Below are 21,930 nucleotides of genomic sequence, written 5' to 3'. Positions count from 1 at the left end.
TCTTTCTCTTCCGACCGGACCTCGTGCCGCCCGCGCTACACGACCCGGACGTCGGGCACGTAGAGGATCCACTTGCCGCCCGCCTCGCGGAACGCCTCCTCCTTCGCCATGATTTCCTCGGCGTGGTTCCACGCGAACAGCAGCGCGTAGTCCGGGTATTCGGCCGCGAACGCCTCCGGGGTCACCACCGGGATGTGCGTACCGGGGGTGAGCCGGCCCTGCTTGGCCGGGGTGGTGTCGCAGACCGAGGACACCAGCTCGGGGGTGATGCCGCAGAGGTTGGCGACCGTGGCGCTCTTGGCCGTCGCGCCGTACGCGACGACCTTCTTGCCCTCGTCCTTGAGGCGGGTCAGCAGCGCCGTCAGATCGTCGCGGATCTTCGTGACGTTCTCGCCGAAGCCCTGGAGCGTGGCGAGCTCGCCGAGCGCGGCCTTCTCCTCGTACGCCAGCAGCTCGGCGACGGCCTCGCTGGGGGTGCGCTGCCCGGCCGGGGCCAGGGTGTAGCGGACCTCGCCGCCGTGCACCGTCAGGCGCTCCACGTCGACCAGTTCCAGGCCGTTGCGGCGGGCCATCTCGCCCACCGAGCGGGCGGTGAAGAAGAAGAAGTGCTCGTCGTAGATCTGGTCGAACGAGGTGCGCTCGACGATGTCACCGAGGTACGGGTCCTCGAAGACGAAGACACCGGTCGGCTTCAGCAGTGCGACGACACCCGCCAGGATCGAATCCATGTACGGGATGTGGCACAGGGTGTTGGCCGCGTAGATGGCGTCGGCCTTGCCGTCCTCGGCCTCGATCTCGCGGGCCGTCTTCTCCTCGAAGAAGGACTTGCGGACCCGGACGCCCTTGGCGGCGGCCACGTCGGCGACCCCGCCGGACGGCTCGACGCCCAGGTGCCGGACGCCGGCCTCGGCCATCACCTTGAGCATCACGCCGTCGTTGCAGCCCAGTTCGACGACGAACGGGTCCTCGGCGGTCAGCTCGGTGGCCAGCAGCTGCTTGGCCAGTCCTTCGAAGTGGTTGCGCATGAAGGTCGAGCCCGAGGAGAAGTACGGGTACTCCTCGTGGAACATCTTGTCCCGGGGCACCTCCTCCATGAGCTGGACCATGGTGCAGCCGCCGCACAGGCCGACCGCGAGCCGGAAGAAGAACTCCGACGAGTGGTCGGCGCCGGGCACGGGGAAAGCGTCGGACAACGGCTGCTTGCCGAAGTCGTAGAACTCGGTTACCTGGTCACCGCAAATGCGGCACTGAGTGGTGCGAGACATGGATTCTCCTGGAATGGCACGGACGGCGCTCTGCGGAAAACCGTCGGGAAATCCGCCTGTCTTGACGCGCAAGTCGTGACGCGCAAGCCACGCCAAAGCGGATGGACAAATCATTTGCCGAAGCGGTGCTGCGGCGGAAGTGCGGATATTCGAATTCTGTCCCGCTGGCGGGACATCCGCCACGGTCCGCCGCCGGAAACGGGGAAGCGGGCCCGCCGCGCCCCAGACCCGGCCGGAGACCTTGACGTACGGGTCGGGCAGGTGCGAACCCGGGCAACAGATTCGGCCCACGGATATGGACAGGCGCCGTAATAGCCCCCGTACGGTTATCGAAAACCGTTAGCCAGAGGACAGGGGCGAAAGCGCATGGGTGAACCGCACAGTCTCCTTCGGGAACACGAGGAGCCCGTGGCCGCGGCCGGGATCAAGGGAATCCTCTCGACCGTCGGGGGAACCCCGCTGGTCGAGCTGGAGAAACTGGCAGCAGATTTCGACTTCCGTGTCTTCGCGAAGGTCGAACGTTTTAATCCGGGCGGAAGCATCAAGGACCGCCCGGCACTGAACATGTTGCTGGAAAAGGTCCGTGCCGGAGAGCTGGTGCCCGGCCGGCACACCGTCGTCGAGTCCAGCTCGGGGAACCTCGCCATCGGCCTCGCGCAGGCCTGCTGCTACTTCGGGCTGCGCTTCGTCTGCGTCGTCGACGTCCGGACCACCGAGCAGAACCTCGCGGTCCTCGGCGCCTACGGGGCCGAGGTCGAGGTCGTCACCGCACCGGACCCGGCGACCGGGGAGTACCTGCCCAGGCGGCTGCGCCGGGTCGCCGAACTGGCCGCCGAGATACCGAACTCCTACGTGCCCGACCAGTACGCCAACCCGCGCAACGCGCAGGCCCACCTGACGACCATGCGGGAGATCGACGAGGCCCTGGACGGGCGGATCGACTACCTCTTCTGCGCGGCCGGCACCACCGGCACCCTGGGCGGCTGCGCCGCCTACGTGCGCCGGCACGGGCTGGACACCCAGCTGGTCGCGGTCGACGCGGTGGGCAGCGTGCTCTTCGGCCCGACCACGCCGTGCTCCCGGCTCATCCCGGGCCACGGCACCTCCGTCACACCGGCCCTGTTCGACCCGACGGCCGCCGACCACGTCGTGCACGTCAGCGACCTGGAGTCGGTCGTCGGCTGCCGCAGGCTGGTGCGCCGCGAGGCACTGCTCGCCGGCGGCTCGTCCGGGGCGCTGGTCGCGGCCCTGGAGAAGACGGCCCCGGACATCCCGGCAGGCTCCAACGTCGTGCTGGTACTGCCCGACGGCGGCGACCGCTATCTCGACACCGTCTATTCCGACACCTGGGTACGCCGTCACTTCGGCGAGGTCTCGCACCTCTGGAAGGAGCCCGCGCCCCGCGCGGACCCGCCGTACGACAGCACCCCCGACAGCAAGGAGAGCGTCACGTGCTGATCATCGGACACCGCGAGGTCCACCGCGTACTGGAGGGCCGGGAAGCGGCCGTCCTGGACCTGGTGGACAGGACCTACCAGCTCCACGAGGCGGGCAGGACCGCCGTCCCGCACTCCGTCTTCCTGCGCTTCCCCGACAGCCCCCGCGACCGCATCATCGGCCTGCCCGCCTACGCGGGCGGCGAGCGGCCGGTCGCCGGGATGAAGTGGATCGCCAGCTTCCCCGGCAACGTGGCCCGCGGCAAGGAGCGCGCCAGCGCGGCGATCCTCCTCAACGACATGACGGACGGCACCCCGCGCGCCTGCGTGGAGGCCTCCGTCGTCTCCGCCAGGCGCACCGCCGCCTCCGCGGCGCTGGCCGCCGCCCGGCTGGTCACCACCCCCGACCCGCGCGGCATCGCCCTGCTGGGCACCGGGCCGATCAACCGCGAGGTGCTGCGCTTCGTGACGGCGGCCCTGCCGTCGATCCGCGAGGTCACCGTCTTCGACCTGGACGCGGGCCGGGCCGCCGAGTTCGCCGGCCGGCGGGCCGCGGACCACCCGGAGCTGACCTTCAAGGTGGCCGGGAGCGCCCAGGAGGCCCTGGGCGCCCACCCGTTGGTCTCGCTGGCCACCACTGCGGGCGAGCCCCACATGGACCTCTCCGACTGCCTGCCCGGCGCCACCGTGCTGCACGTCTCGCTGCGCGACCTGAGCGTGGAGGCGGTGCTCGGCGCCCAGAACATCGTCGACGACGCCGACCACGTCTGCCGCGAGCGCACCTCGCTGCACCTGGCCGAACAGGCCACCGGCGGCCGGGAGTTCATCGACGCGACCATCGGTGAGCTGCTCACCGGCGGCTCCGGCTTCCGCCGCGACCCACAGAAGATCGCCGTCTTCTCCCCGTTCGGCCTGGGCGTCCTGGACATCGCGCTCACCCAGTACGTGTACGACGCGTGCGAGCGCGAGGGCCTGGGCGTCCGCGTGGACGGCTTCCTGCCCGCCTCCTGACGCACCCCCCCGCGCGTACGACGAAGCGCATACGGAAGAGGCCCCCCGCACCACTGGTGCGGGGGGCCTCTTCCGTATGCTCGGTCCTCAGATCCGCACGTACTGCGCGGCCTCCCGGATCTGGTCGATCAGCGCCGCCTGGCGCAGCGTTCCCTCCTGCTGCTCGTGCACCGACCGGTGGCCGGCCACCGCCTGGACGAACGTCTCGACGATGTTGCCGAACTGGTCGTCGGCGGGCAGGGTCAGCGTCTCGCTGTGGTCCTGCCGCTCGATCCGCAGCTGCGGCTGGTACGAGGCGGGCGGGGTGAACGCACGGTCCAGCGTCAGCCGCCCCGTACTGCCGGACAGGCTGTAGGTGTTGCCGTAGCTGTGTTCCATGCCGAAGGTGAGCTGTGCGGGAATCCCGTCGGGGGTGCACAGCAGCACGCTGCCCGACATGGCGACCCCGTACTCCCGGTGCTCGCGGAACACCGCGCCCACCACCCGCAGTTCGCTGCCCAGGAAGTACTGCGCGGCACGCACGGGGTAGCCCCCGAAGTCCAGGAAGGGACCGCCGCCGACCGAGCTCTGGTAGCGGATGTCGCCCGGGGGCTTGGGCGGGATGGTGAACGCGCTGGAGAACCCGCGCAGTTCACCGATGGAGTCCGCCGCCAGGGTCTTGCGGACGGCCTCGTGCTGGGAGTGGTACAGGAACATGTAGTTCTCCAGCAGCACCAGCCCGCGGGCGCGGGCCAGTTCCACCAGCCGGAGGGTCTCGGCGTGGCTGCCGGTCATCGGCTTCTCGACCAGGACGTGCAGCCCCGCCTCCAGCGCCCGCTCGACCCAGTGGGCGTGCAGCAGCCCGGGCAGCGGGATGTACAGCGCGTCGAGGCCGTCCAGCTCCAGCAGCGACTCGTACCCCTCAAGGGGGACGCCGCCGAAGCGGTCGGTGAACTCGACGGCGGTGGCCCTGGTCCTGCTGGCCACCGCCGCGACCTCCACCGCGGGATTGCCCGCCATGGCCGGAAGGGTGCGCCGCCAGGCGATGTCGGCGCACCCCATGACGCCGATGCGCAGCCTGTCGCGCGGGTTGGAGGCGCGCGTTTCTAGGGACATGGAAGAACTCCGCTCAGCAACGTGGGACGGTGAAAGGCGGCCGGCCCTCCGCCGTGGCAGGGGGTCAGCGGGCGTCGGCCGGTCGCTTCGCGAGGGCCTCGTAGTGCGCGACGCAGTCCTGGTAGGACGGCAGCATGCCGAGTGCCTGCGCCTCGGCCAGGGTGGGAGCGGACGCGTCCTTCTCCGACATCACGGGAGGCTCCTTGAGGTCCCACGGGATGCCGATCTCCGGGTCCAGCGGGTTGACCTCGATCATCGTGCCCGGGACGTACGCCTCGGAGCACAGGTAGTTCATGCAGGCGTCGTCCGTGAGGGTCAGGAAGGCGTGGCCGATGCCGTCGGCCAGGTAGACCGCCGTGCCCGACTCCTCGTCCTGCGGGGTGACGTCCCACATCCCGAACGTGGGGGAGCCGACCCGCAGGTCGACCGCCACGTCCAGCACGGCGCCGCGCACACAGGTGACCAGCTTGGCCTGGCCCGGCGGCAGCGAGGTGCTGTGGATGCCCCGGACGGTGTTGCGCCGGCTGAGCGAGTAGTTCGCCTGCCGGACCGCGAAGGGATAGCCGACCAGATCGGTCAGGACCTCCGAACGGAAGGCCTCGAAGAACCAGCCGCGCTGGTCCGGGTACTTCTTGGGGGTGATCCGGTACGCGTCCCGGATCCGCATCTCGCTGACGTGTGCAGCCTCAAACATGTCCGACCAGCCTCCGGAAGTGATTGCGTGCGCGGGAATACCAGCCGAGGGTCAGCACAGGCTGTACAGACAGGTGAGCAGGGACCGCGCCTCGACGTTCAGGTAGTGCCCGTGCCGCAGCAGACCGCCGAGCTGATGCACCGTCATCCAGCAGAAGCCGTCGGGTACTTCCAGCGGGAAGTCCTCCTGGGCCTCCAGGATCTGATAGCGCGTCAGCGCGTTGTAGAACCGGCCGCCCTCCTCGGAGAGCACCTGGTCGTAGCGCGAGGTGACCGCGCCCCGGGCCAGGGCGTCCCGCAGGAACGGCTCCGCCACGTCGTCCAGGTCCTGCCCCGGGAGGAGGTGCACCGTGGGCGCCATCTCCACCTGGTCCATCAGCCCGTACTCGGGGCGGGCGCGCACCAGCAGGTGCAGCACCCCGTCGATCGCCCGGGTCAGGAACGCGGCGCGCGCCTGCCCGTACGGCTGGAGCAGCGGCTGCCGCCAGCCCGTGACCTCACGGGTGTTGGCGGCGACGTCCACCCCGATGATGCGGAAGTTGCGGCCGCTCTCCTCGCCGCTGTCCGCCGCGCTGTGCTCGCCGCTGTCCTCGGCGATCTGGGACTCGTCGCGGGTCCAGCCCGCCACGTCGTTCAGCGGGACCAGCCTGGCCGTCCACTCGCACCGGGTCTTGGCCTCGGTGAACCAGCTCAGGATCTCGTTCCGGGTGCGGTACGAGGACCCTGGCGCGCCCTGGTGCGAGCGGACCAGGGCGGCGCCGTAGGCGTCACCCGCGTCCGTCGGGGCGTCCGGCAGTGCGAACGGCATGCAGGAGAGCACCGTCCGGGCGTCCATGTTGAGCAGGTTGTCCTGCTGGGTGAGCACCCGGATCTGGGCGAGCGTGAGCCAGACGAAGTCGTCGCCCACCGGCACGTCGTCGGTGGCCAGGACCACCATGTTCCGGTTGCGCTTGCGCCAGAACCAGGCGCCCTGCTCCGACTGGAGCACGTCCACCAGGACCTGGTCCCGGTCCGGGCCGACGAACCGCTCCAAGTAGCGCGTTCCGCCGCCCTGGTGGACCCGGGTGAAGTTGCTGCGGGTGGCCTGCACGGTGGGGGAGAGCTGGAGGGTGTTGATGTTCCCCGGCTCCATCTTGGCCTGCATCAAAGCGTGCAGGACGCCGTCGAACTCCTTGACGACGATGCCCAGGATCCCGATCTCGGGCTGGTGGATGACCGGCTGCTGCCAGACGTCCCGCCCGCCCTCGCTGACCCGCAGGCCCTCGACGGTGAAGAACCGGCCGCTCTCGTGGCCCAGGTTCCCCGTCCGCGCGTCGAACCCCCAGGAGCCGAGCCGGTCGAAGGGGACGCGCTCGACGGAGAACCCGCCGGAGCGCAGCCGCTCGTCCCACCACCGGTGGAATTCCGCCAGGGAGACCTGCGAAGGTCCGCCGCCCGCGGGGTCCGCGGTGGCGAGCCCGTGCGTGCCGCGTGTCCCGTACGTGCGGTCGGTTCCGTACGTCCCGGGTTCCACGACGTGTGTCATCTCTGGTCACTCCCTGGCTGTGGTGCGCCGGCCCGGCTCTGGCGCGCGGTACGGACCTCGGTCACCTGTGTCAGAGCCTTCCCGTGACATCGAGCAGCTTCTCGATGACCCGCTCCTGGTCCGCGTCGGACAGCGAGGCGTACATCGGCAGCGAGAAGATCTCCTTCGCCAGCCGGGTGGTGACCGGCAGGTCGTCGGGGCCGTAGCCGAGGTGGCTGAACCCGGACTGGGTGTGCACCGGCCACGGGTAGCTGATGTTCAGCACGATGTCGTGCTTCTTCAGCTCCTCGATGATCCGGTCGCGCTCGGGGTGGCGGACCACGTAGACGTAGTAGACGTGGTCGTTGCCCGGCGCGAGCACCGGAGTCACGATGTCGGTGCCCTTGAACGCCTCCTCGTAGCGGGCGGCGATCTCGCGGCGGCGCTCCAGGTAGCCGTCCAGCCGCCCCAGCTTGCCGCGCAGGATCTCCGCCTGCACCTCGTCGAGGCGGCTGTTGTGACCGGGCGTCTCGATGACGTAGTAGCGGTCCTCCATGCCGTAGAAGCGCAGCCGGCGCAGCCTGGCGTCGACGTCCGCGTCATTGGTCACGGTGGCACCGCCGTCGCCGTACGCGCCCAGGACCTTGGTCGGGTAGAAGGAGAACGCGGAGGCGTCGCCCATCGACCCGGCGATCTGCCCGTGGTGGCGGGCGCCGTGGGACTGCGCGCAGTCCTCCAGGATCTTCAGGCCGTGCTCGGCGGCGAGCGCCTTGAGCGGGGCCATGTCGACGCACTGGCCGTACAGGTGGACCGGCACGATGCAGGTGGTGCGCGGCGTGATCGCCGCGGCGACCTGGCTCACGTCCATCAGATAGGTGTCCGGGTCGATGTCGACGAACACCGGCGTCGCCCCGACGGCGTCGATCGCGATGACGGTCGGCGCGGCGGTGTTGGAGACGGTGATCACCTCGTCCCCGGGCTTGATGCCCAGCGCCCGCAGGCCGAGCACGATCGCGTTGGTCCCGTTGTCGACACCGACGCAGTGGGCCGATTCGTTGTACTCGGCGAATTCCTGCTCGAAGGCACGGACGCTTTTGCCGAGCACGAGCTGGCCGGAGCTGAACACCGTGTCCACGGCCTTCAGGATCTCCGTGCGTTCCTGCTCGTACTCCAGCAAGTACCCCCACACATGCTGGGTCATCGCGCCTCCAGGTCTATGTCGATGCAAGATGCAGATTCGGAATTTTTTCGAGGGTGGAGCTGAGGTGTGGCGAAATGCTCGGGTGAAGCGGTGGTGACGTTCCGGCTGGCCGGCCTCAGAGGATCTGCTTGAGCAGGTCCAGGCCGAGCGTGTCCCAGTCCGTACGGTGCACGGCGAGGACGTAGACGTCCCACAACCGGCCGTGGAAATAGGTGTGTTCGGGCAGTACGGTCTCGGCCCGCAGCAGCGGACCGTATTCGTCGCCGAAGCCGATGGGCAAGGTGTCCGGCGACGTCAGATGTACGTAGATCTTCCGGGTGCGCCACATGGAGAAGGCGAAGTTCGCCGTCAGCGCATAGGTGTCCGTGGCGAATTCACCCAGGGCGTCGGAGGCGATGGAGACCTCCATGCGGAGGTGTCCGGCGGCCGTCAGTTCGGTGAGCGTACTCACCCCGACCACCTTGCTCGTTTCCACATCCTCCACGAGGAAGACCGCGGAAAGCCCTTCGCCGAACGATTCCACGTAATCGTCGATCAGCGGAAGGCTGGCAGCACCCAGACGGAAGAGGATCTCGTACGCCTCGTGGGCGTCCTCCGCGCCGGCCGAACGCAGCCGGACCCGGCGGGAATTGGTGTGAGGGAAAAGCAAATCGATCTCTTCCTTCTTCTCTTCAGCTCTTCTGCGATGGATTTCTACTCCGAAGACCGTCGGTCGGGGAACGGGGCGAGGGCAAGACCCGGACGCCACCGGTCGAAGCCAAGTGGCCTGCGGGCGGAGCCGGTCGGGGGCGGGCAGGGGCAGCTGTCCCGCCGGCGGGACAGGGGGCGGGAGTGTGCGTTGACCCTGCGTCGAAAGCGAAGTTACGGTCGCCATTCACCTCTGGCTGAACTCTGTTGTCCGCCGGGTCATGTTGTTTCTGGAACAGCCAATTGCCGTGCCGTCAATTCGAGGGTCCGCATTTATTCCGCGCCCCTGGCACGCGGCGCTGTCTTGTCGAAGAGAGGTTTCGTGGATATCTGGACGCCGTCCGCTCCGCTGGCCGAGCTGATCGCCGAACAGGCCCTGCGCACGCCCGAGGCGGTCGCGGTCGAGGACGCGGGCGGGTCCGGGGCGCGCCTCGACTACGCCGGGCTGATGACCCGCACCGAAGAGCTGGCGCGGCGGCTGCGCGCGCTCGGCGCCGGACCGGGGCACCGGATCGGCGTGTGCCTGCGCCGCTCCACGGACCTGGTCGCCGTACTCCTCGCCGTGTGGCGGACGGGCGCGGCCTATGTGCCGCTGGACCCCGAGCACCCGGCGCAGCGGCTCTCCTGGATCCTGGACGACGCCGGGGTCTCGGCGGTCGTCACGGAACGGGGCTCGCGGGACGCGCTGCCCGAACTGGCGGGCGTGGGCGTGTTGTTGGCCGAGGAGGTAGTGGGCGAGGAAGGGCCGCTGCCCGTAGTTCCCTCGCGGGCGCGTGCCGCGGAACCCGCGTACGTCCTGCACACCTCGGGATCCACCGGCCGTCCCAAGGGCGTCGTGGTCCCGCACGCGGGCATCGCCAACCGGGTGCGCCACCTCGCCCGCCGGCACGGCCTGGGCCCCGGCGACCGGATGCTCCAGAAGACCACCGTCGGCTTCGACGCCGCGGGCCTCGAACTCTTCGCGCCGCTGATCTGCGGCGCCACCGTCGTCCTCGCCCCGCACGGCGCCGAGCGCGACCCCGCCGCACTCCTGGACGCGGTCGCCGCCCAGCGCGTCACCGTCCTCCAGGCGGTCCCCTCCGTACTGCGCGCCCTGGCCGCGGCGCCCGGCTGGGCGGGCTGCGACGCGCTGCGCCTGCTGTTCAGTGCGGGCGAACCCCTGCACGCCGAGCTCTGCCACCAACTCCTCCACCTGGCACCCCAGTTGGAGATCTGGAACACCTACGGGCCCACCGAGTGCTCCGTCGACCTCACCGAGCACCGCTTCGACCCGGCGCAGACGCACGGCCCGGTGCCGATCGGCCGCCCGATCGGCGGCCTGCGCTGCCTGGTCCTCGACGCACACGGCGACGCCGTGGCGCCCGGCGAGGAGGGCGAGCTGTACGCGGCGGGCGCCGGAGTGGCGCTCGGCTACCTCGGCCGCCCGGCCGGTACGGCGGAGCGATTCGTTCCGGATCCCTCCGGGGAGCCGGGTGCCCGCGCCTACCGCACCGGCGACCGGGTACGGCTGGGCGCCGACGGCGTACTGGAGTACCTGGGCAGGCTCGACCAGCAGCTCAAGGTCAACGGCGTACGGATCGAACCCGACGAGGTCGAGACCGCCCTGCGCAGCCACCCCCGGGTGGACGACGCCGTCGTCGGCGCGGCCCCCGACGCCACGGGCGGCACGCGTCTGGTCGCCTGGATCCAGGTGCGTGGCACCGCGCCCGTCCCCTCCGAACTCCGCGTTTTCCTGAGCGAGTTGCTGCCCCGGCCGTTCGTCCCCGCCGTCTTCGTGGCGCTGGCCGCCTTCCCCCGTACGCCCAGCGGCAAGACCGACCGGGCGGCCCTTCCCGCGCCCGGCGCGGCCGGAGCGGGAAGCGGTGCGCCCTCGGTGGCGCCCCGCAGCGCCGCGGAGGAGACGGTGGCCGGGATCTGGGCCGACCTCCTCGCACTGCCCGCCGACTCCGTCGGGGTGCACGACGACTTCTTCGCCCGGGGCGGCTCCTCGCTGCTGCTCGCCCGGCTCGCCGTGCGGCTGAACGAGCACGGGGGCGCGGTCCGCACCCCGGAACTGTTCACCGCCGCGACGGTCGAGAGCCAGGCCGCCCTGCTGGCGGGCGCCGGAGCGGGGGACGGAGCCCCGGTGGCCCCGTACGCCCCGGTCGTTCCCGTACCGCGTCCGGCGCGCGGGCTGCCCCTGTCGCCCGGCCAGCAGGGCATGTGGCTGATGGAGCAGATGAACCCCGGCAGCCCGGAATGGATCACTCCGCAGTGGCTGCGGCTGCCCGCCGCCTGGAGCGAGCAGACCGTGGGCCAGGCGCTGGGACGGCTCGCCGACCGGCACGAGATCCTGCGCACCCGGTACGAGGCGACCGGCGAGGGCCCCGTCCAGCTCGCCTCACCGACCGGCGGCCCCGTGCCCTTCCGGGTGGTGCCCGCGTCCGGTCCCTCCGGCCTGGCGGCCCTCGCCGCCGAGGAACTGGCGCACGGCTTCGACCTGGAGCAGGGCCCCGTCTGGCGGGCCGTGCTGGTGCCCCGGGGCGCCGCCGACGGAGACCACCTCCTGCTCCTGATGAGCCATCACATCTGCTGCGACGGCTGGTCCTCCGTCCTCCTGGAACGCGACCTCTACCTCATCGGCGCCGCCCTACACACCGGCGAACAGCCCGAACTGCCAGCTCTCACCGTGCAGTTCGCCGACCACGCCGCCCGGCAGAACAACCCCGACGACGCGGACCGCGCACAGACCGAGGCGGACCTCGCCCACTGGCGGTCCGTCCTCGACGGCATCACCCCGCTGGAACTCCCCGGCGACCGGCCCCGGCCCGCCGAGCGCGACGGACTGGGCGGCCTGGTCACCCTTACGGTGCCCGCCGCCCTCACCGAGTCCCTCACCGCACTCGGCCGCACCCGTGGCGCCACCCTCCACCAGACGCTGCTGACCGCGTTCTCCGTCCTGCTCACCCGGCTCACCGGGCGCACCGACCTCACCGTCGGCATGCCGGTGGCGGGCAGGAACCGCCCCGAGACCGCCCAGAGCGTCGGCTTCTTCCTCAACACCCTGGTCCTGCGCTGCCGCACGGACGCGGACGGCACCGTCGCCGACGCGCTGGACTCGGTGCGTAACACCGTCCTGGACGCCCTCGCCCACCAGGAACTCCCCTTCGACCGGCTCGTCCAGGAGCTGGAGCCGGCCCGCGACCTCTCCCGTACGCCGCTCTACCAGGTGGTGTTCGACTTCCACGAGGAGGGGCGCACCGCGACCGCACTCCCCGCCGAGGGCCTCGCCGCGCTCCAGGACGGCTGGACCTCCGCACGTACCGACCTCTCCCTGGTCGTACAGCACCACGCCGACGGCTCCCTGACCGCGCGCGCCCACTACGCGTCCGCCCTGTTCGACGCCGCGACCGTGCGGCGCCACCTCGACTGCTGGGCCCAGCTCCTGGAAGCCTTCGTCCAGGACCCCTCGGCGCCGCTCGACTCGGTCGAACTGCTCCCCGAGCCGGAGCGCGCCAGGATCATCGCCCTCGGCAGCCCCGAGGTCCGCTACGACGGCGTGGACGAGTGCACCTACACCGTCTTCGCCGAATCGGTCCGGCGCACCCCCGACGCCACCGCCCTGACCTGCGGCGACGAGGAGTGGACGTACGCCGAACTCGCCGCCAGGGCAACCGGATTCGCCCACGCGGTGCGGGTGGCGGGCGCGGGACCCGAGCGGACCGTCGCGGTACTGCTGCCGCGCTCCGCCGACCTGGTGGCGGCCCTGTTCGGCATCTGGCAGGCCGGCGCGGCCTGCGTACCGCTCGACGGCGGCTCCCCGGACGAGCGCATCGCGCACATCGTCACCGACGCGAAGGTGACGGCGGTCCTCACCGACGGCCCCGGCGCCGAGCGGCTGGCACCCTTCCACCAGGGCGACTTCATCCGCACCGACGCGCTGCCGGAGCAGCCGCCGGGCCCCTTCGCCGCCGGCCCCGTGGACCGTGACCCGGCCCGCCTCGCGTACCTCATCTACACCTCCGGCACCACGGGACGCCCCAAGGGCGCCGCCGTGGAGCACCGGGCCCTGGTCCGCGCGCTGCGCACCGGCGGCGCCCACCTCGGGTTCGGCGACGGCGGCGACGACGCCTGGCTGGCCACCGCCCCGGTCACCTTCGACATCGCCTTCACCGAACTGGTCATGCCGCTGCTCAGGGGCGGCCGCATCGTCCTGGCCCGCGACGCGGAGACCACCGACGCCCCCGCACTGCTCGCCCTGATGGACCGGCACGAGGTCACCCACATCCAGGTCGGCTACCCGCAGTGGAACATGCTGATCGACGCCGGGCTCGGCAGCCGCCCGCTGACCGGCCAGACCGGCGGCGAGGCCTGCCCGCCCGCCCTCGCCCGCGACCTGTCGGGCCGCCTCAAGCGGTTCGTCAACGAGTACGGGCTCACCGAGACCACCATCGCCGCCACCCGCTGGGAGGCCGACAGCACGGCGGACACCGTCGCCATCGGACGCCCCTACCCGCACGTCACCACCCATGTGCTCGACGCACGGCTGCGCCCCGTCCCGGTCGGCACCGTCGGCGAGCTGTGCATCGGCGGCAGCGGACTGTTCCGGGGGTACGCGGGCAGCCCCGCGCAGACCGCAGGGCGGCTGCTGCCCGACCCGTACGGCCCGGCCGGCTCCCGGCTGCTGCGCACCGGCGACCTGGCCCGGATGACGGCCGACGGCACCCTGCACTTCGTGGGGCGGGCCGACGGCCAGGTCAAGATCCGGGGCAGGCGGGTCGAGACCGGCGAGGTGCAGGCCGTGCTCGGCGAGCACCCCGCCGTCGGAGAAGTGGTCGTGGTGCCGCGCGGCACCGGCGAGGAGGCCCGTCTCGTCGCCTACTGCGTGCCCGCCGGCGGCCACGAACTCCCGTACCTGGGCGAGCTGCTGGACCACTGCGCGCGTGCCCTGCCCGAGCACATGCTGCCCACCTACATCGTCCCGCTCGACAAGCTGCCGCTCACCCGGCACCGCAAGGTGGACACCGCCGCGCTGCCCGACCCCGGCGCCACGGCGGGCGACGACGAGTCCTATGTCGCACCCCAGGGCGAGCTGGAGGAGACGATCGCCCGCATCTGGGGCGAGGTGCTGGCCGACGCCGACGGCACGGCCCCGCGCATCGGCGCCCGGACGGGCTTCTTCCGGATCGGCGGGGACTCGCTGCGGGCCGCCCGGGTCATCGCCCGGGTCCGCGAGGAGTACGCGATCAGGCTGGCGCCCCGCACCCTCTTCGACCAGCCGACCGTCGCGGGCCTGGCCGCCGCCGTGGAGGACGCCGTCCGCGCGGAGATCGCCGAGCTGACCGACGCCGAACTGGCCGCCGCACACAAGGAGTTCCGCCCGTGAACCGTCCCCAGGATGGCGCACCCGACGCCACCGCAGCCGAGGCCACCGCCCCCGCCGCCCCCGCCTCCGCCGCCGCGCTCCGTGAGGAGTTGTTGCGGCGGCGGTTGGCGGGGCGGGCCGCCCGTCCCGCCGCCGCAGCCGCGAGCGGTATCCCCCGGGTGGCGCGCGGCGGTCCGCTGCCGCTCTCCGCCGGGCAGCGGCAGTTCTGGTTCCTGCACCAACTCGCCCCGCAGGCGCCGGAGTACCTCCTGCCGATGGCCTACCGGCTGCGCGGGCCGCTCGACGAGCAGGCGCTGCGCACCGCGTTCGACCAGCTCGCCGCACGGCACGAGATCCTGCGCACCCGGTACGTCCTCGACGGCGCGGACCCCCGCCAGGTCATCGACCCGGCGGGCCCCGCCGACCTCGTACGGACGGACCGCGCCGAACCATCCCCCGAAGCGCGGGAAGCGGCGGTGGCCCACCTCCTGCGGGAGGCCTCGCAGCGCCCCATCGACCTCGCGGAAGCGCCCCCGATGCGCGTCCACCTGACCCGCTTCGCCGACGACGACCACCTCCTGGTCGTCGTGCTGCACCACATCGTGTGCGACGGGGCCACCCGCCTCCTCCTGCTCACCGAACTCTCCGAGCTGTACGCCGCCCAGCAAGGTGGCCGTACACCCCAACTCCCGGCCGAGCCTGTCCAGTTCGCCGACTACGCCGCCTGGCTGAACACCCGCCAGGACGGCCCCGAGGTCCGCGAGGACCTCGACTGGTGGCGGGGGCAGCTCGCCGGGATCGCCCCCCTCGACCTGCCCACCGACCGCCCGCGCGGCGCGGTCAGGTCCTGGGAGGGCGACAACCGGCGGTTCACCGTGCCGCAGCCGGTGGCCGCACGGCTGCGCGCCCTGGCGCAGGAGCACGGGGCGTCGCTGTTCATGGTCACCCTCACCGCGTTCCAGGCGCTGCTCGCCCGGCACACCGGCGGACGCGACATCGCCGTGGGCACCGCCGTCTCCGCACGGACCCGCCCCGAGCTGGCCACCATGGCCGGGTACGCCTTCAACACCCTGGTGATGCGCGCCCGTTGGGAGGGCAGCCCCTCGTTCCACCAGCTGCTGGCCGCCAACCGGGACACCGTACTGGCCTCACTCGACCACGCCTCGGCCCCCTTCGACCGGGTCGTGGAGTCCCTGGAGCTGCCGCGCGACCTGTCCACCACCCCCGTCTACCAGGTGATGTTCGACCTGGCCGAGGCGGCGGGCGCGGACCCGCTGCGGCTGCCCGGCCTCACGGCCGACGCCGTCGACGTACCCCAGGGCGTCTCCCGCTTCGACCTCACCGTGCACCTGGAGGAGCGGCCCGACGGCGGCATCGACGGCACCCTCGAATACGCCACCGCACTCTTCGACGCGGCCACCGCCGAGCGCCTCACCGGCCAGTACACCCGGCTGCTCGCCGCCGCGTCCTCGGCGCCCGAAGAGAGCGTCGCCGCCCTCGACATCTTCGACGACGCCGAGCGCACCCTCCTCGTCGACGGCCGCCCCGACCCGGTCGGCACCCGCACCCCGCTCGACCCCGCCGCCCTGCGCCCCGTCCACCAGACCGTCGCCGAGCAGGCCGCCCGCACCCCCGACACGATCGCCGTCCACCACGGCGAGCGCTCCGTGACGTACCGCGAACTCGACGCGTACGCCTGCCGGATGGGCCACCTCCTCGGCGGACTCGGCGCCGGACCCGAGCGGACCGTCGCCGTCCTCCTCGACAACACCCCGGAAGTCGTCGCCACCCTGCTCGGCATCTGGCGCACCGGCGGCGCCTACGTGCCGCTCGACCCCGGCTACCCCGACGACCGGCTCGCCTACATGGTCGCCGACACCGGCTCGCGGCTGATCGTCACCCAGCGGCGGTACGCCGAACGGCTGGCCGGTCTCGGCGCCCGGCTCGTGGTCATCGACGACCCGCAGGACCGGGACCGCATCGCCGCCTGCCCGAGCACCCCGCCCGCACCCCCGGCCGGCGGCCACGACCTCGACCACCTCGCGTACGTCATCTACACCTCGGGATCCACCGGCCGTCCCAAGGGCGTACTGGTCCCGCACCGGGGGCTCGCCAACTACCTGGGCTGGACCGTCGACGCGTACGCGAGCGCGGGCACCGGCGGCGCCCCGTTCTTCTCCTCGCTCGCCTTCGACCTCGGCGTACCCGACCTCTACACCCCCCTGATGACCGGCCAGAGCGTCCACCTGATCGACCGGGACGCCGACATCACCGAGCTGGGACAGCTGCTGATGCGGCGCGCCCCGTACGCCTTCGTGAAGCTCACCCCCGGCCATCTCGACCTGCTCACCCAGCAGTTGACGGACCAGGAAGCCGCCTCGCTGGCCGGAGTCGTGATCGCGGCGGGCGACGCCTTCACCGGACGGCTCGCCAACCGCTGGCGGCGCAAGGCGGGCCCGGACGGCACCCGGCTCGCCGCCGAGTACGGGCCGACCGAGATCACCGTCGGCAACTCCGCCTACTTCATCGACGGCCACCAGGACGTCGAGCTGATCTCCATCGGCCGGGCCATCCCGCACACCACCATGCGGGTCCTCGACGAGGGCCTGCACCCGGTGCCGATCGGCGGCGTCGGCGAGGTGTACGTCAGCGGCATCGGCCTCGCCCGCGGCTACGCGGGCCGCCCGGGGCAGAGCGCCGAACGGTTCCTGCCCGACCCGTACGGGGCGCCGGGCGAGCGGCTCTACCGCACCGGCGACCTCGCCAGGGTGCTGCCCGACGGCAACCTGGACTTCGTCTCGCGCGCCGACCACCAGATCAAGCTGCGCGGCTACCGCATCGAGCCCGGCGAGATCGAGACCGTGCTCACCGCCCTGCCGGGCGTCGCGGAGGCGGTCGTACTCGTACGGGAGGACGCCCGCGGGGAGGGGCGGCTGGTGGCGTACCTGGTGCCGGACGCGACCGACGCCCCCGACCAGCAGGACAACGCCCTCGCCCCCGAGCGCCTGCGCGCCCTGCTCGACGACTCGCTGCCCGACTACATGATCCCCGCCGCCTTCGTCGTCCTCGACGCGCTGCCGCTGACCGCCAACGGCAAGCTCGACCGGGCCGCCCTGCCGGCCCCCGGCCGCGCCGCCGCCGCCGTCGGCGAGCACACCGCCCCGCGCACCGACGAGGAGCGGGCCATGGCCGCCGTCTGGTGCGGGGTGCTGGGCCTGGACGAGGTCGGGGTGCACGACAACTTCTTCGACCTGGGCGGCGACTCCATGCGCGCGGTCGCCCTCGCGGGCGCACTGCGCGAGCAGGGCCGGCCCGTCGCGGTCCGCGACATCTTCGAGCACCGTACGGTCGCCGGACTGTGCCGGGTCCTCGCAGAGGGCGGCGGGGGAGGCGGCGAACGCTTCACCCCCGTCGAGCCGTTCGCGCTGATCTCCGTACCGGACCGGGACGCGCTCCCGGCGGACGCCGTCGACGCCTACCCGCTCTCCCGCACCCAGGCGGGCATGTTCGTCGAGATGTACGCCGACGAGGAGCACCGCTACCACAACATCACCTCCTTCCGGATCCGCGACGAACACCCCTTCGACCCGGCCGCGTTCCAGCGGGCCGCCGACCTCGTCGTGGCACGCCACGAGGTGATGCGCACCTCCTTCGTGTTTTCCGGCTACTCCAGGCCGCTCCAGATCGTCCACGCGGCGGCCTCGATGCCCTGCCTCCACGAGGACCTGCGCCACCTCCCCGAGGACCGCCGCTGGCCCGCCCTCACCGAGTTCGCCGACACCGACCGGATGCGGCTGCTCGATCCGGCCCGCGCACCGCTGATGCGCATGGCCACCCACGTACTGGACGACGGCGGCTGGTGGCTGTCCATCACCGAGGGCCACCCGGCCATCGAGGGCTGGAGCTACCACAACCAGCTCATGGAGATGCTCCGCGCGTACGAGAACCTGCGCGACGGCCGCGAACCCGACCCGGCGCCCGAGCAACCCGCCCTGCGCTACGCCGACTTCATCGCCGCCGAGCTCCGCTCCCTCGCGGGCACCGAGGACCGCGCCCACTGGCGCGCACTCATCGACGCGCACGAGAAGTTCCGCATCCCGCAGGGCTGGGCGGGCGACCCCGAACAGCCCTCGGAGCAGTCCTCGGGACAGCCCGCGGCACGGGCAACGGCTCCCGAACCGGGGTCGCGCTACCGCATCGACATCCCGCTGCACGACCTCCAGCCCGGCCTGCGCGACCTCGCCAGCCGGACCGAGGTCCCCTATAAGAGCGTCCTGCACGCCGCCCACAGCAAGGTCCTCTCCCTGCTCACCCGGCAGCGCACCTTCCGGGGCGGCATGGTCATCGACGCCCGCCCCGAGGTCAGCGGCGCCGACCGGGTCTCCGGGATGTACCTCAACTCGGTGCCCTTCCCGTACGAGAGGGGCGCCCGCACCTGGGGCGAACTGGCCAGGCAGCTCTTCACCACCGAGGTCGGGGTGTGGCCGCACCGCCGGTTCCCGATGCCCGCCATGCGGCAGGAGGGCGGCGAACACCACCTGGTGGACGTCCTCTTCCACTACCTGGACTTCTACCAGGTGGACGGCGGTCTGGTGGACAGCGCGATCTCACGCGACGTCAGCCCCAACGAGTTCCCCCTCGTCGTCGGTACGCCGACCACGGGCCTGCTCAGCATCGCCTCGCACACCCGTGTCCTGCGCCGCGACCGCGCGGAGCGGCTGGCCCGGCTCTACCGGGCGGTCCTGGAGGACATGGCGGCCACCGGACCCGACGGGGACGCCACCCTCGGCTACCCGGAGGCCGGCGAACAGGGCACCAGGACCGCCGTCCACCCCGGCACGCCCCGCGCGCTCGACGCGCTCACCGCGTTCGAGGAGCAGGCCCGCCACACCCCGGACACGCCCGCCGTCGCCATGGGCGCGGCCGGACTGACGTACGGCGAACTCGACGCACGGGCCGACCTGCTGGCGCACCGGCTGCGCGCCGAGGGGGCGGGCCCGGAGAGCTGTGTGGGTGTGCTGCTCGACCGGAGTCCCGACCTGGTCGTCGCGCTGCTCGCGGTCTGGAAGGCGGGCGCCGCCTACGTGCCCTTCGACCCGTGCACCCCGCAGGCCCGGCTGCACGCACTGCTCCGCGGCGCGGACTGCCCGCTGGTCGTCACCGAGTCCCGCCACGAGGCGCGCCTCGCACCGCTCGCCGGGCTCGTCACGCTCGTCGTGGACTCCGATGAGGAGCGCGCGGCACAGCGGCCGCTGCCGACGGGCCCGCCGGACGTGGTCCGCGACCCCGACCGGCTCGCCTACGTGCTGCACACCTCCGGCTCCACCGGCAGCCCCAAGGGCGTCGCCGTCACCCACCGGGCGCTCGGCCACTACCTGGGCTGGGCCCTGGAGAACTACCTCGGCGCACCCGAGGGCGGCGCTCCCTTCTTCACCTCCGTCGCGGCCGACCTGGGCGTACCCGCGCTCTTCGGGACGCTGCTCGCCGGCCGGACCGTCACGCTGCTGCCGCAGAGGTGGCGGGCGGAGGAGTTCGGCGAACTGCTCTCGGCCGGGGCGCCGTACGCCTTCGTCGGACCGACCCCCGGCCACCTGGCGATCCTGGAGGAACAGCTCGACGACAAGGAACTCGCCCGGCTCGCACCGCTGTTGGTCACCGCAGGTGAGGCGCTGCCCGGCGCACAGGCGGCCCGCGTCACCGCTCGGGTCGCCGCCGCTGGCGGCTCGCTGCGCCTGATCGCCGAGTACGGCCCCACCGAAGCGACCGTGGCCGCCTCCGCGCACCGGGTCGACGGGATCTACGGGGCCGATGGGGCCGCAGGGGTCTACGGGGCCGCCGCGCGCGGCCCGGTGCCGCTGGGCGCCGCCCTGCCCGGCACCACCCTGCGGGTCCTCGACGAACACCTGGCGCCCGTCCCCGACGGTGCGGTGGGCGAGGTCCACATCGGCGGACCCGGGCTCGCCCGGGGCTACCGGGGACGGCCGGGCCACACGGCGGAGCGCTTCCTGCCCGACCCGTACGGACCGCCCGGCGCCAGGCTCTACCGGACCGGCGACCTGGCCCGCGTACTGCCGGGCGGCGAGCTGGAGTTCGCCGGGCGCGCCGACCGGCAGCTGAACATCAGGGGCCACCGCGTGGAGCCCGCCGAGATCGAGTCCGCGCTGCTCGCCGACCCGAGGGTGCGCGAGGCGGTGGCCGTGGCCGCACCCGGAAGCGGAGGCGGCAGCACCGTCGCCGTCTGGGCCGTCCCCGCCGAGGGCGTTACCGGCCTCACCGGCGGCGACCTGCGCACCGCGTTGCGCGCGGTGCTGCCCGAGGTGCTGGTCCCGGCCACGTACCGCGTCGTGGCCGCACTGCCGCTCACCGAGAACGGCAAGTACGACCGCGAGGCCCTCGCCGGGGAGCCCGTGGAGCGCGCCGACACCGCCACCGACGCCCCGTACACGGCACCGCGCACTCCCACCGAGCAGCGGATCGCCGAGGTGTGGCAGCGGGTGCTCGGTCTTGACCGGGTCGGGGTGCACGACCGGTTCCGCGACCTGGGCGGCGACTCGCTGCTCACGCTCGGCGTGCTGGCCGGCGCCCGCTCGGCCGGGCTGGCACTGGACCTGCCCACGATCCTGCGGCACGCCACCGTGGCGGCACTCGCCGCCGCACTCGACACCCCCTCACCCTCACCGGGCACAGCCCTCGACACCGGGAAAGAGAACTCATGACCACCGTGCGCCACTTCATCTCCCTGGACGACCTCGCCGACGAGGAGCTGTACGCGATCGCCGAACGCGGCGCGCAGTTCCGTGCCCGTGCCGAGGCGACCGGCCGGGCGGCCGACGCGGCCGGACCGGACCGGCCGCTCGCGGACAAGGTGGCGGGCATCTACTTCGCCAAGACCTCCACCCGTACCCGTACCGCCTTCTCCGCCGGGGTGCAGCGGCTCGGCGGCTCGGTCGTGGCCTACGGGCCCGGGGACCTCCAGACCAACACCGGGGAGACCAGCGAGGACACCGGCCGGGTGTTCTCCCGGATGCTCGACGTCCTGGTCGCCAGGACGGCCGGCCCCATGGGGGAGATGCGCGACTGGGCACGCCAGGAGCGGATGTCCGTAGTCAACGCGATGAGCGCGGAGGAGCACCCCACCCAGGCGATGGCCGATCTGGTCACGCTGCTGGGGCAGTTCGGGCGGATCGACGGACTGCGCGTCCTGTACGCGGGCGAGGGCAACAACACCGCCGCCGCCCTCGCGCTCGCCCTGAGCCGCTACCCCGGTGCGGAACTGGATCTGCGGACCCCGCCCGGGTACGGGCTGGCGTCCGACGTGCTCGCCTCCGCGCAGAAGCACGCGGCACGCACCGGCGCCACGGTGCGCGAGGCCCACCACATGGACGACCTGCCGACCGGCGTCGACGCCATCTACACCACCCGCTGGGAGACCACCGGCACCGTGAAGCCCGACCCCGACTGGCGCACGGTGTTCGCCCCGTTCCAGGTCGGCGCCGGACTCTGGGAGGCCAGCCCCGACGCGGTGTTCCTGCACGACCTGCCCGCCCACCGGGGCGACGAGGTGACCGCGGAGGTCCTGGACGGGCCCCGGAGCATCGCCTTCAGCCAGGCGGAGAACAAGATGCACAGCGCGATGGCCGTACTGGAGTGGTGCCAGGCGGACGCGTGACCCACGACAGAGGGCGCTCCCGGAT

General features: G+C 72.4%; 11 protein-coding genes. 5 read left to right on the top strand and 6 right to left on the bottom strand.

All coding sequences use genetic code 11. From position 1 onward, the window contains the following. Positions 1-35: 35 nt before the first annotated feature. Positions 36-1,265, bottom strand: a complete 1,230-nt coding sequence (locus ACZ5PB_RS05715) for a methyltransferase domain-containing protein (RefSeq protein ID WP_468688040.1) — start codon at positions 1,263-1,265, stop codon at positions 36-38. Between the two features lie 366 nt (positions 1,266-1,631). On the opposite strand from ACZ5PB_RS05715, the gene sbnA reads away from it, so the two are divergent. Then, entirely contained in the window at positions 1,632-2,723 is a 1,092-nt protein-coding gene (gene sbnA / locus ACZ5PB_RS05710) for a 2,3-diaminopropionate biosynthesis protein SbnA (RefSeq protein ID WP_468688038.1), read from the top strand. Further along, positions 2,717-3,712 (top strand): 2,3-diaminopropionate biosynthesis protein SbnB, encoded by a 996-nt coding sequence (gene sbnB, locus ACZ5PB_RS05705; protein ID WP_468688037.1) that lies wholly within the window; start codon positions 2,717-2,719, stop codon positions 3,710-3,712. Before sbnA ends, sbnB begins: the two co-directional genes overlap by 7 nt. Before the next feature lie 87 nt (positions 3,713-3,799). Here sbnB and ACZ5PB_RS05700 read toward each other — a convergent pair whose 3' ends face one another. From ACZ5PB_RS05700 to ACZ5PB_RS05680, 5 genes are all read right to left on the bottom strand, one after another. Further along, positions 3,800-4,807 carry a Gfo/Idh/MocA family protein gene (locus tag ACZ5PB_RS05700; protein WP_468688035.1) on the bottom strand — a complete coding sequence of 336 codons (1,008 nt, stop codon included), beginning with the start codon at positions 4,805-4,807 and terminating at the stop codon, positions 3,800-3,802. A gap of 64 nt (positions 4,808-4,871) precedes the next feature. After that, positions 4,872-5,501, bottom strand: a complete 630-nt coding sequence (locus ACZ5PB_RS05695) for a dTDP-4-dehydrorhamnose 3,5-epimerase family protein (RefSeq protein WP_468688034.1) — start codon at positions 5,499-5,501, stop codon at positions 4,872-4,874. Positions 5,502-5,552: 51 nt separating this feature from the next. Continuing rightward, the gene (locus ACZ5PB_RS05690; RefSeq protein ID WP_468688032.1) at positions 5,553-7,025 is read right to left on the bottom strand and encodes an NDP-hexose 2,3-dehydratase family protein; all 1,473 of its coding nucleotides are present in this window, start codon (positions 7,023-7,025) and stop codon (positions 5,553-5,555) included. Positions 7,026-7,095: 70 nt separating this feature from the next. Continuing rightward, complete coding sequence (locus ACZ5PB_RS05685; RefSeq protein ID WP_468688030.1) at positions 7,096-8,205, bottom strand: DegT/DnrJ/EryC1/StrS family aminotransferase; 1,110 nt, start codon at positions 8,203-8,205, stop codon at positions 7,096-7,098. 115 nt (positions 8,206-8,320) lie between these two features. Then, the gene (locus tag ACZ5PB_RS05680) at positions 8,321-8,854 is read right to left on the bottom strand and encodes a GNAT family N-acetyltransferase (protein ID WP_468688028.1); all 534 of its coding nucleotides are present in this window, start codon (positions 8,852-8,854) and stop codon (positions 8,321-8,323) included. Positions 8,855-9,214: 360 nt separating this feature from the next. On the opposite strand from ACZ5PB_RS05680, the gene ACZ5PB_RS05675 reads away from it, so the two are divergent. From ACZ5PB_RS05675 to ACZ5PB_RS05665, 3 genes are read left to right on the top strand one after another with little or no spacing between them, the layout of a single operon-like run. After that, complete coding sequence (locus tag ACZ5PB_RS05675) at positions 9,215-14,257, top strand: amino acid adenylation domain-containing protein (RefSeq protein ID WP_468688026.1); 5,043 nt, start codon at positions 9,215-9,217, stop codon at positions 14,255-14,257. Then, entirely contained in the window at positions 14,254-20,952 is a 6,699-nt protein-coding gene (locus ACZ5PB_RS05670; RefSeq protein WP_468688025.1) for an amino acid adenylation domain-containing protein, read from the top strand. Before ACZ5PB_RS05675 ends, ACZ5PB_RS05670 begins: the two co-directional genes overlap by 4 nt. Then, complete coding sequence (locus tag ACZ5PB_RS05665; RefSeq protein ID WP_468688023.1) at positions 20,949-21,905, top strand: ornithine carbamoyltransferase; 957 nt, start codon at positions 20,949-20,951, stop codon at positions 21,903-21,905. Before ACZ5PB_RS05670 ends, ACZ5PB_RS05665 begins: the two co-directional genes overlap by 4 nt. The last annotated feature ends 25 nt before the right edge of the window (positions 21,906-21,930 follow it).

The organism is Streptomyces sp. NPDC032721, assembly GCF_055579625.1.
The sequence above is the reverse complement of the archived record's forward strand: the minus strand, read 5'-3'. Positions and strand labels throughout refer to the sequence as shown.

Excerpts from the sequence above, each read along its gene's own strand:
- sbnA (WP_468688038.1), top strand. The coding sequence starts at position 1,632 with ATGGGTGAACCGCACAGTCTCCTTCGGGAACACGAGGAGCCCGTGGCC.
- ACZ5PB_RS05700 (WP_468688035.1), bottom strand. The coding sequence starts at position 4,807 with ATGTCCCTAGAAACGCGCGCCTCCAACCCGCGCGACAGGCTGCGCATC.
- ACZ5PB_RS05695 (WP_468688034.1), bottom strand. The coding sequence starts at position 5,501 with ATGTTTGAGGCTGCACACGTCAGCGAGATGCGGATCCGGGACGCGTAC.
- ACZ5PB_RS05715 (WP_468688040.1), bottom strand. The coding sequence starts at position 1,265 with ATGTCTCGCACCACTCAGTGCCGCATTTGCGGTGACCAGGTAACCGAG.
- ACZ5PB_RS05685 (WP_468688030.1), bottom strand. The coding sequence starts at position 8,205 with ATGACCCAGCATGTGTGGGGGTACTTGCTGGAGTACGAGCAGGAACGC.
- ACZ5PB_RS05665 (WP_468688023.1), top strand. The coding sequence starts at position 20,949 with ATGACCACCGTGCGCCACTTCATCTCCCTGGACGACCTCGCCGACGAG.
- ACZ5PB_RS05690 (WP_468688032.1), bottom strand. The coding sequence starts at position 7,025 with ATGACACACGTCGTGGAACCCGGGACGTACGGAACCGACCGCACGTAC.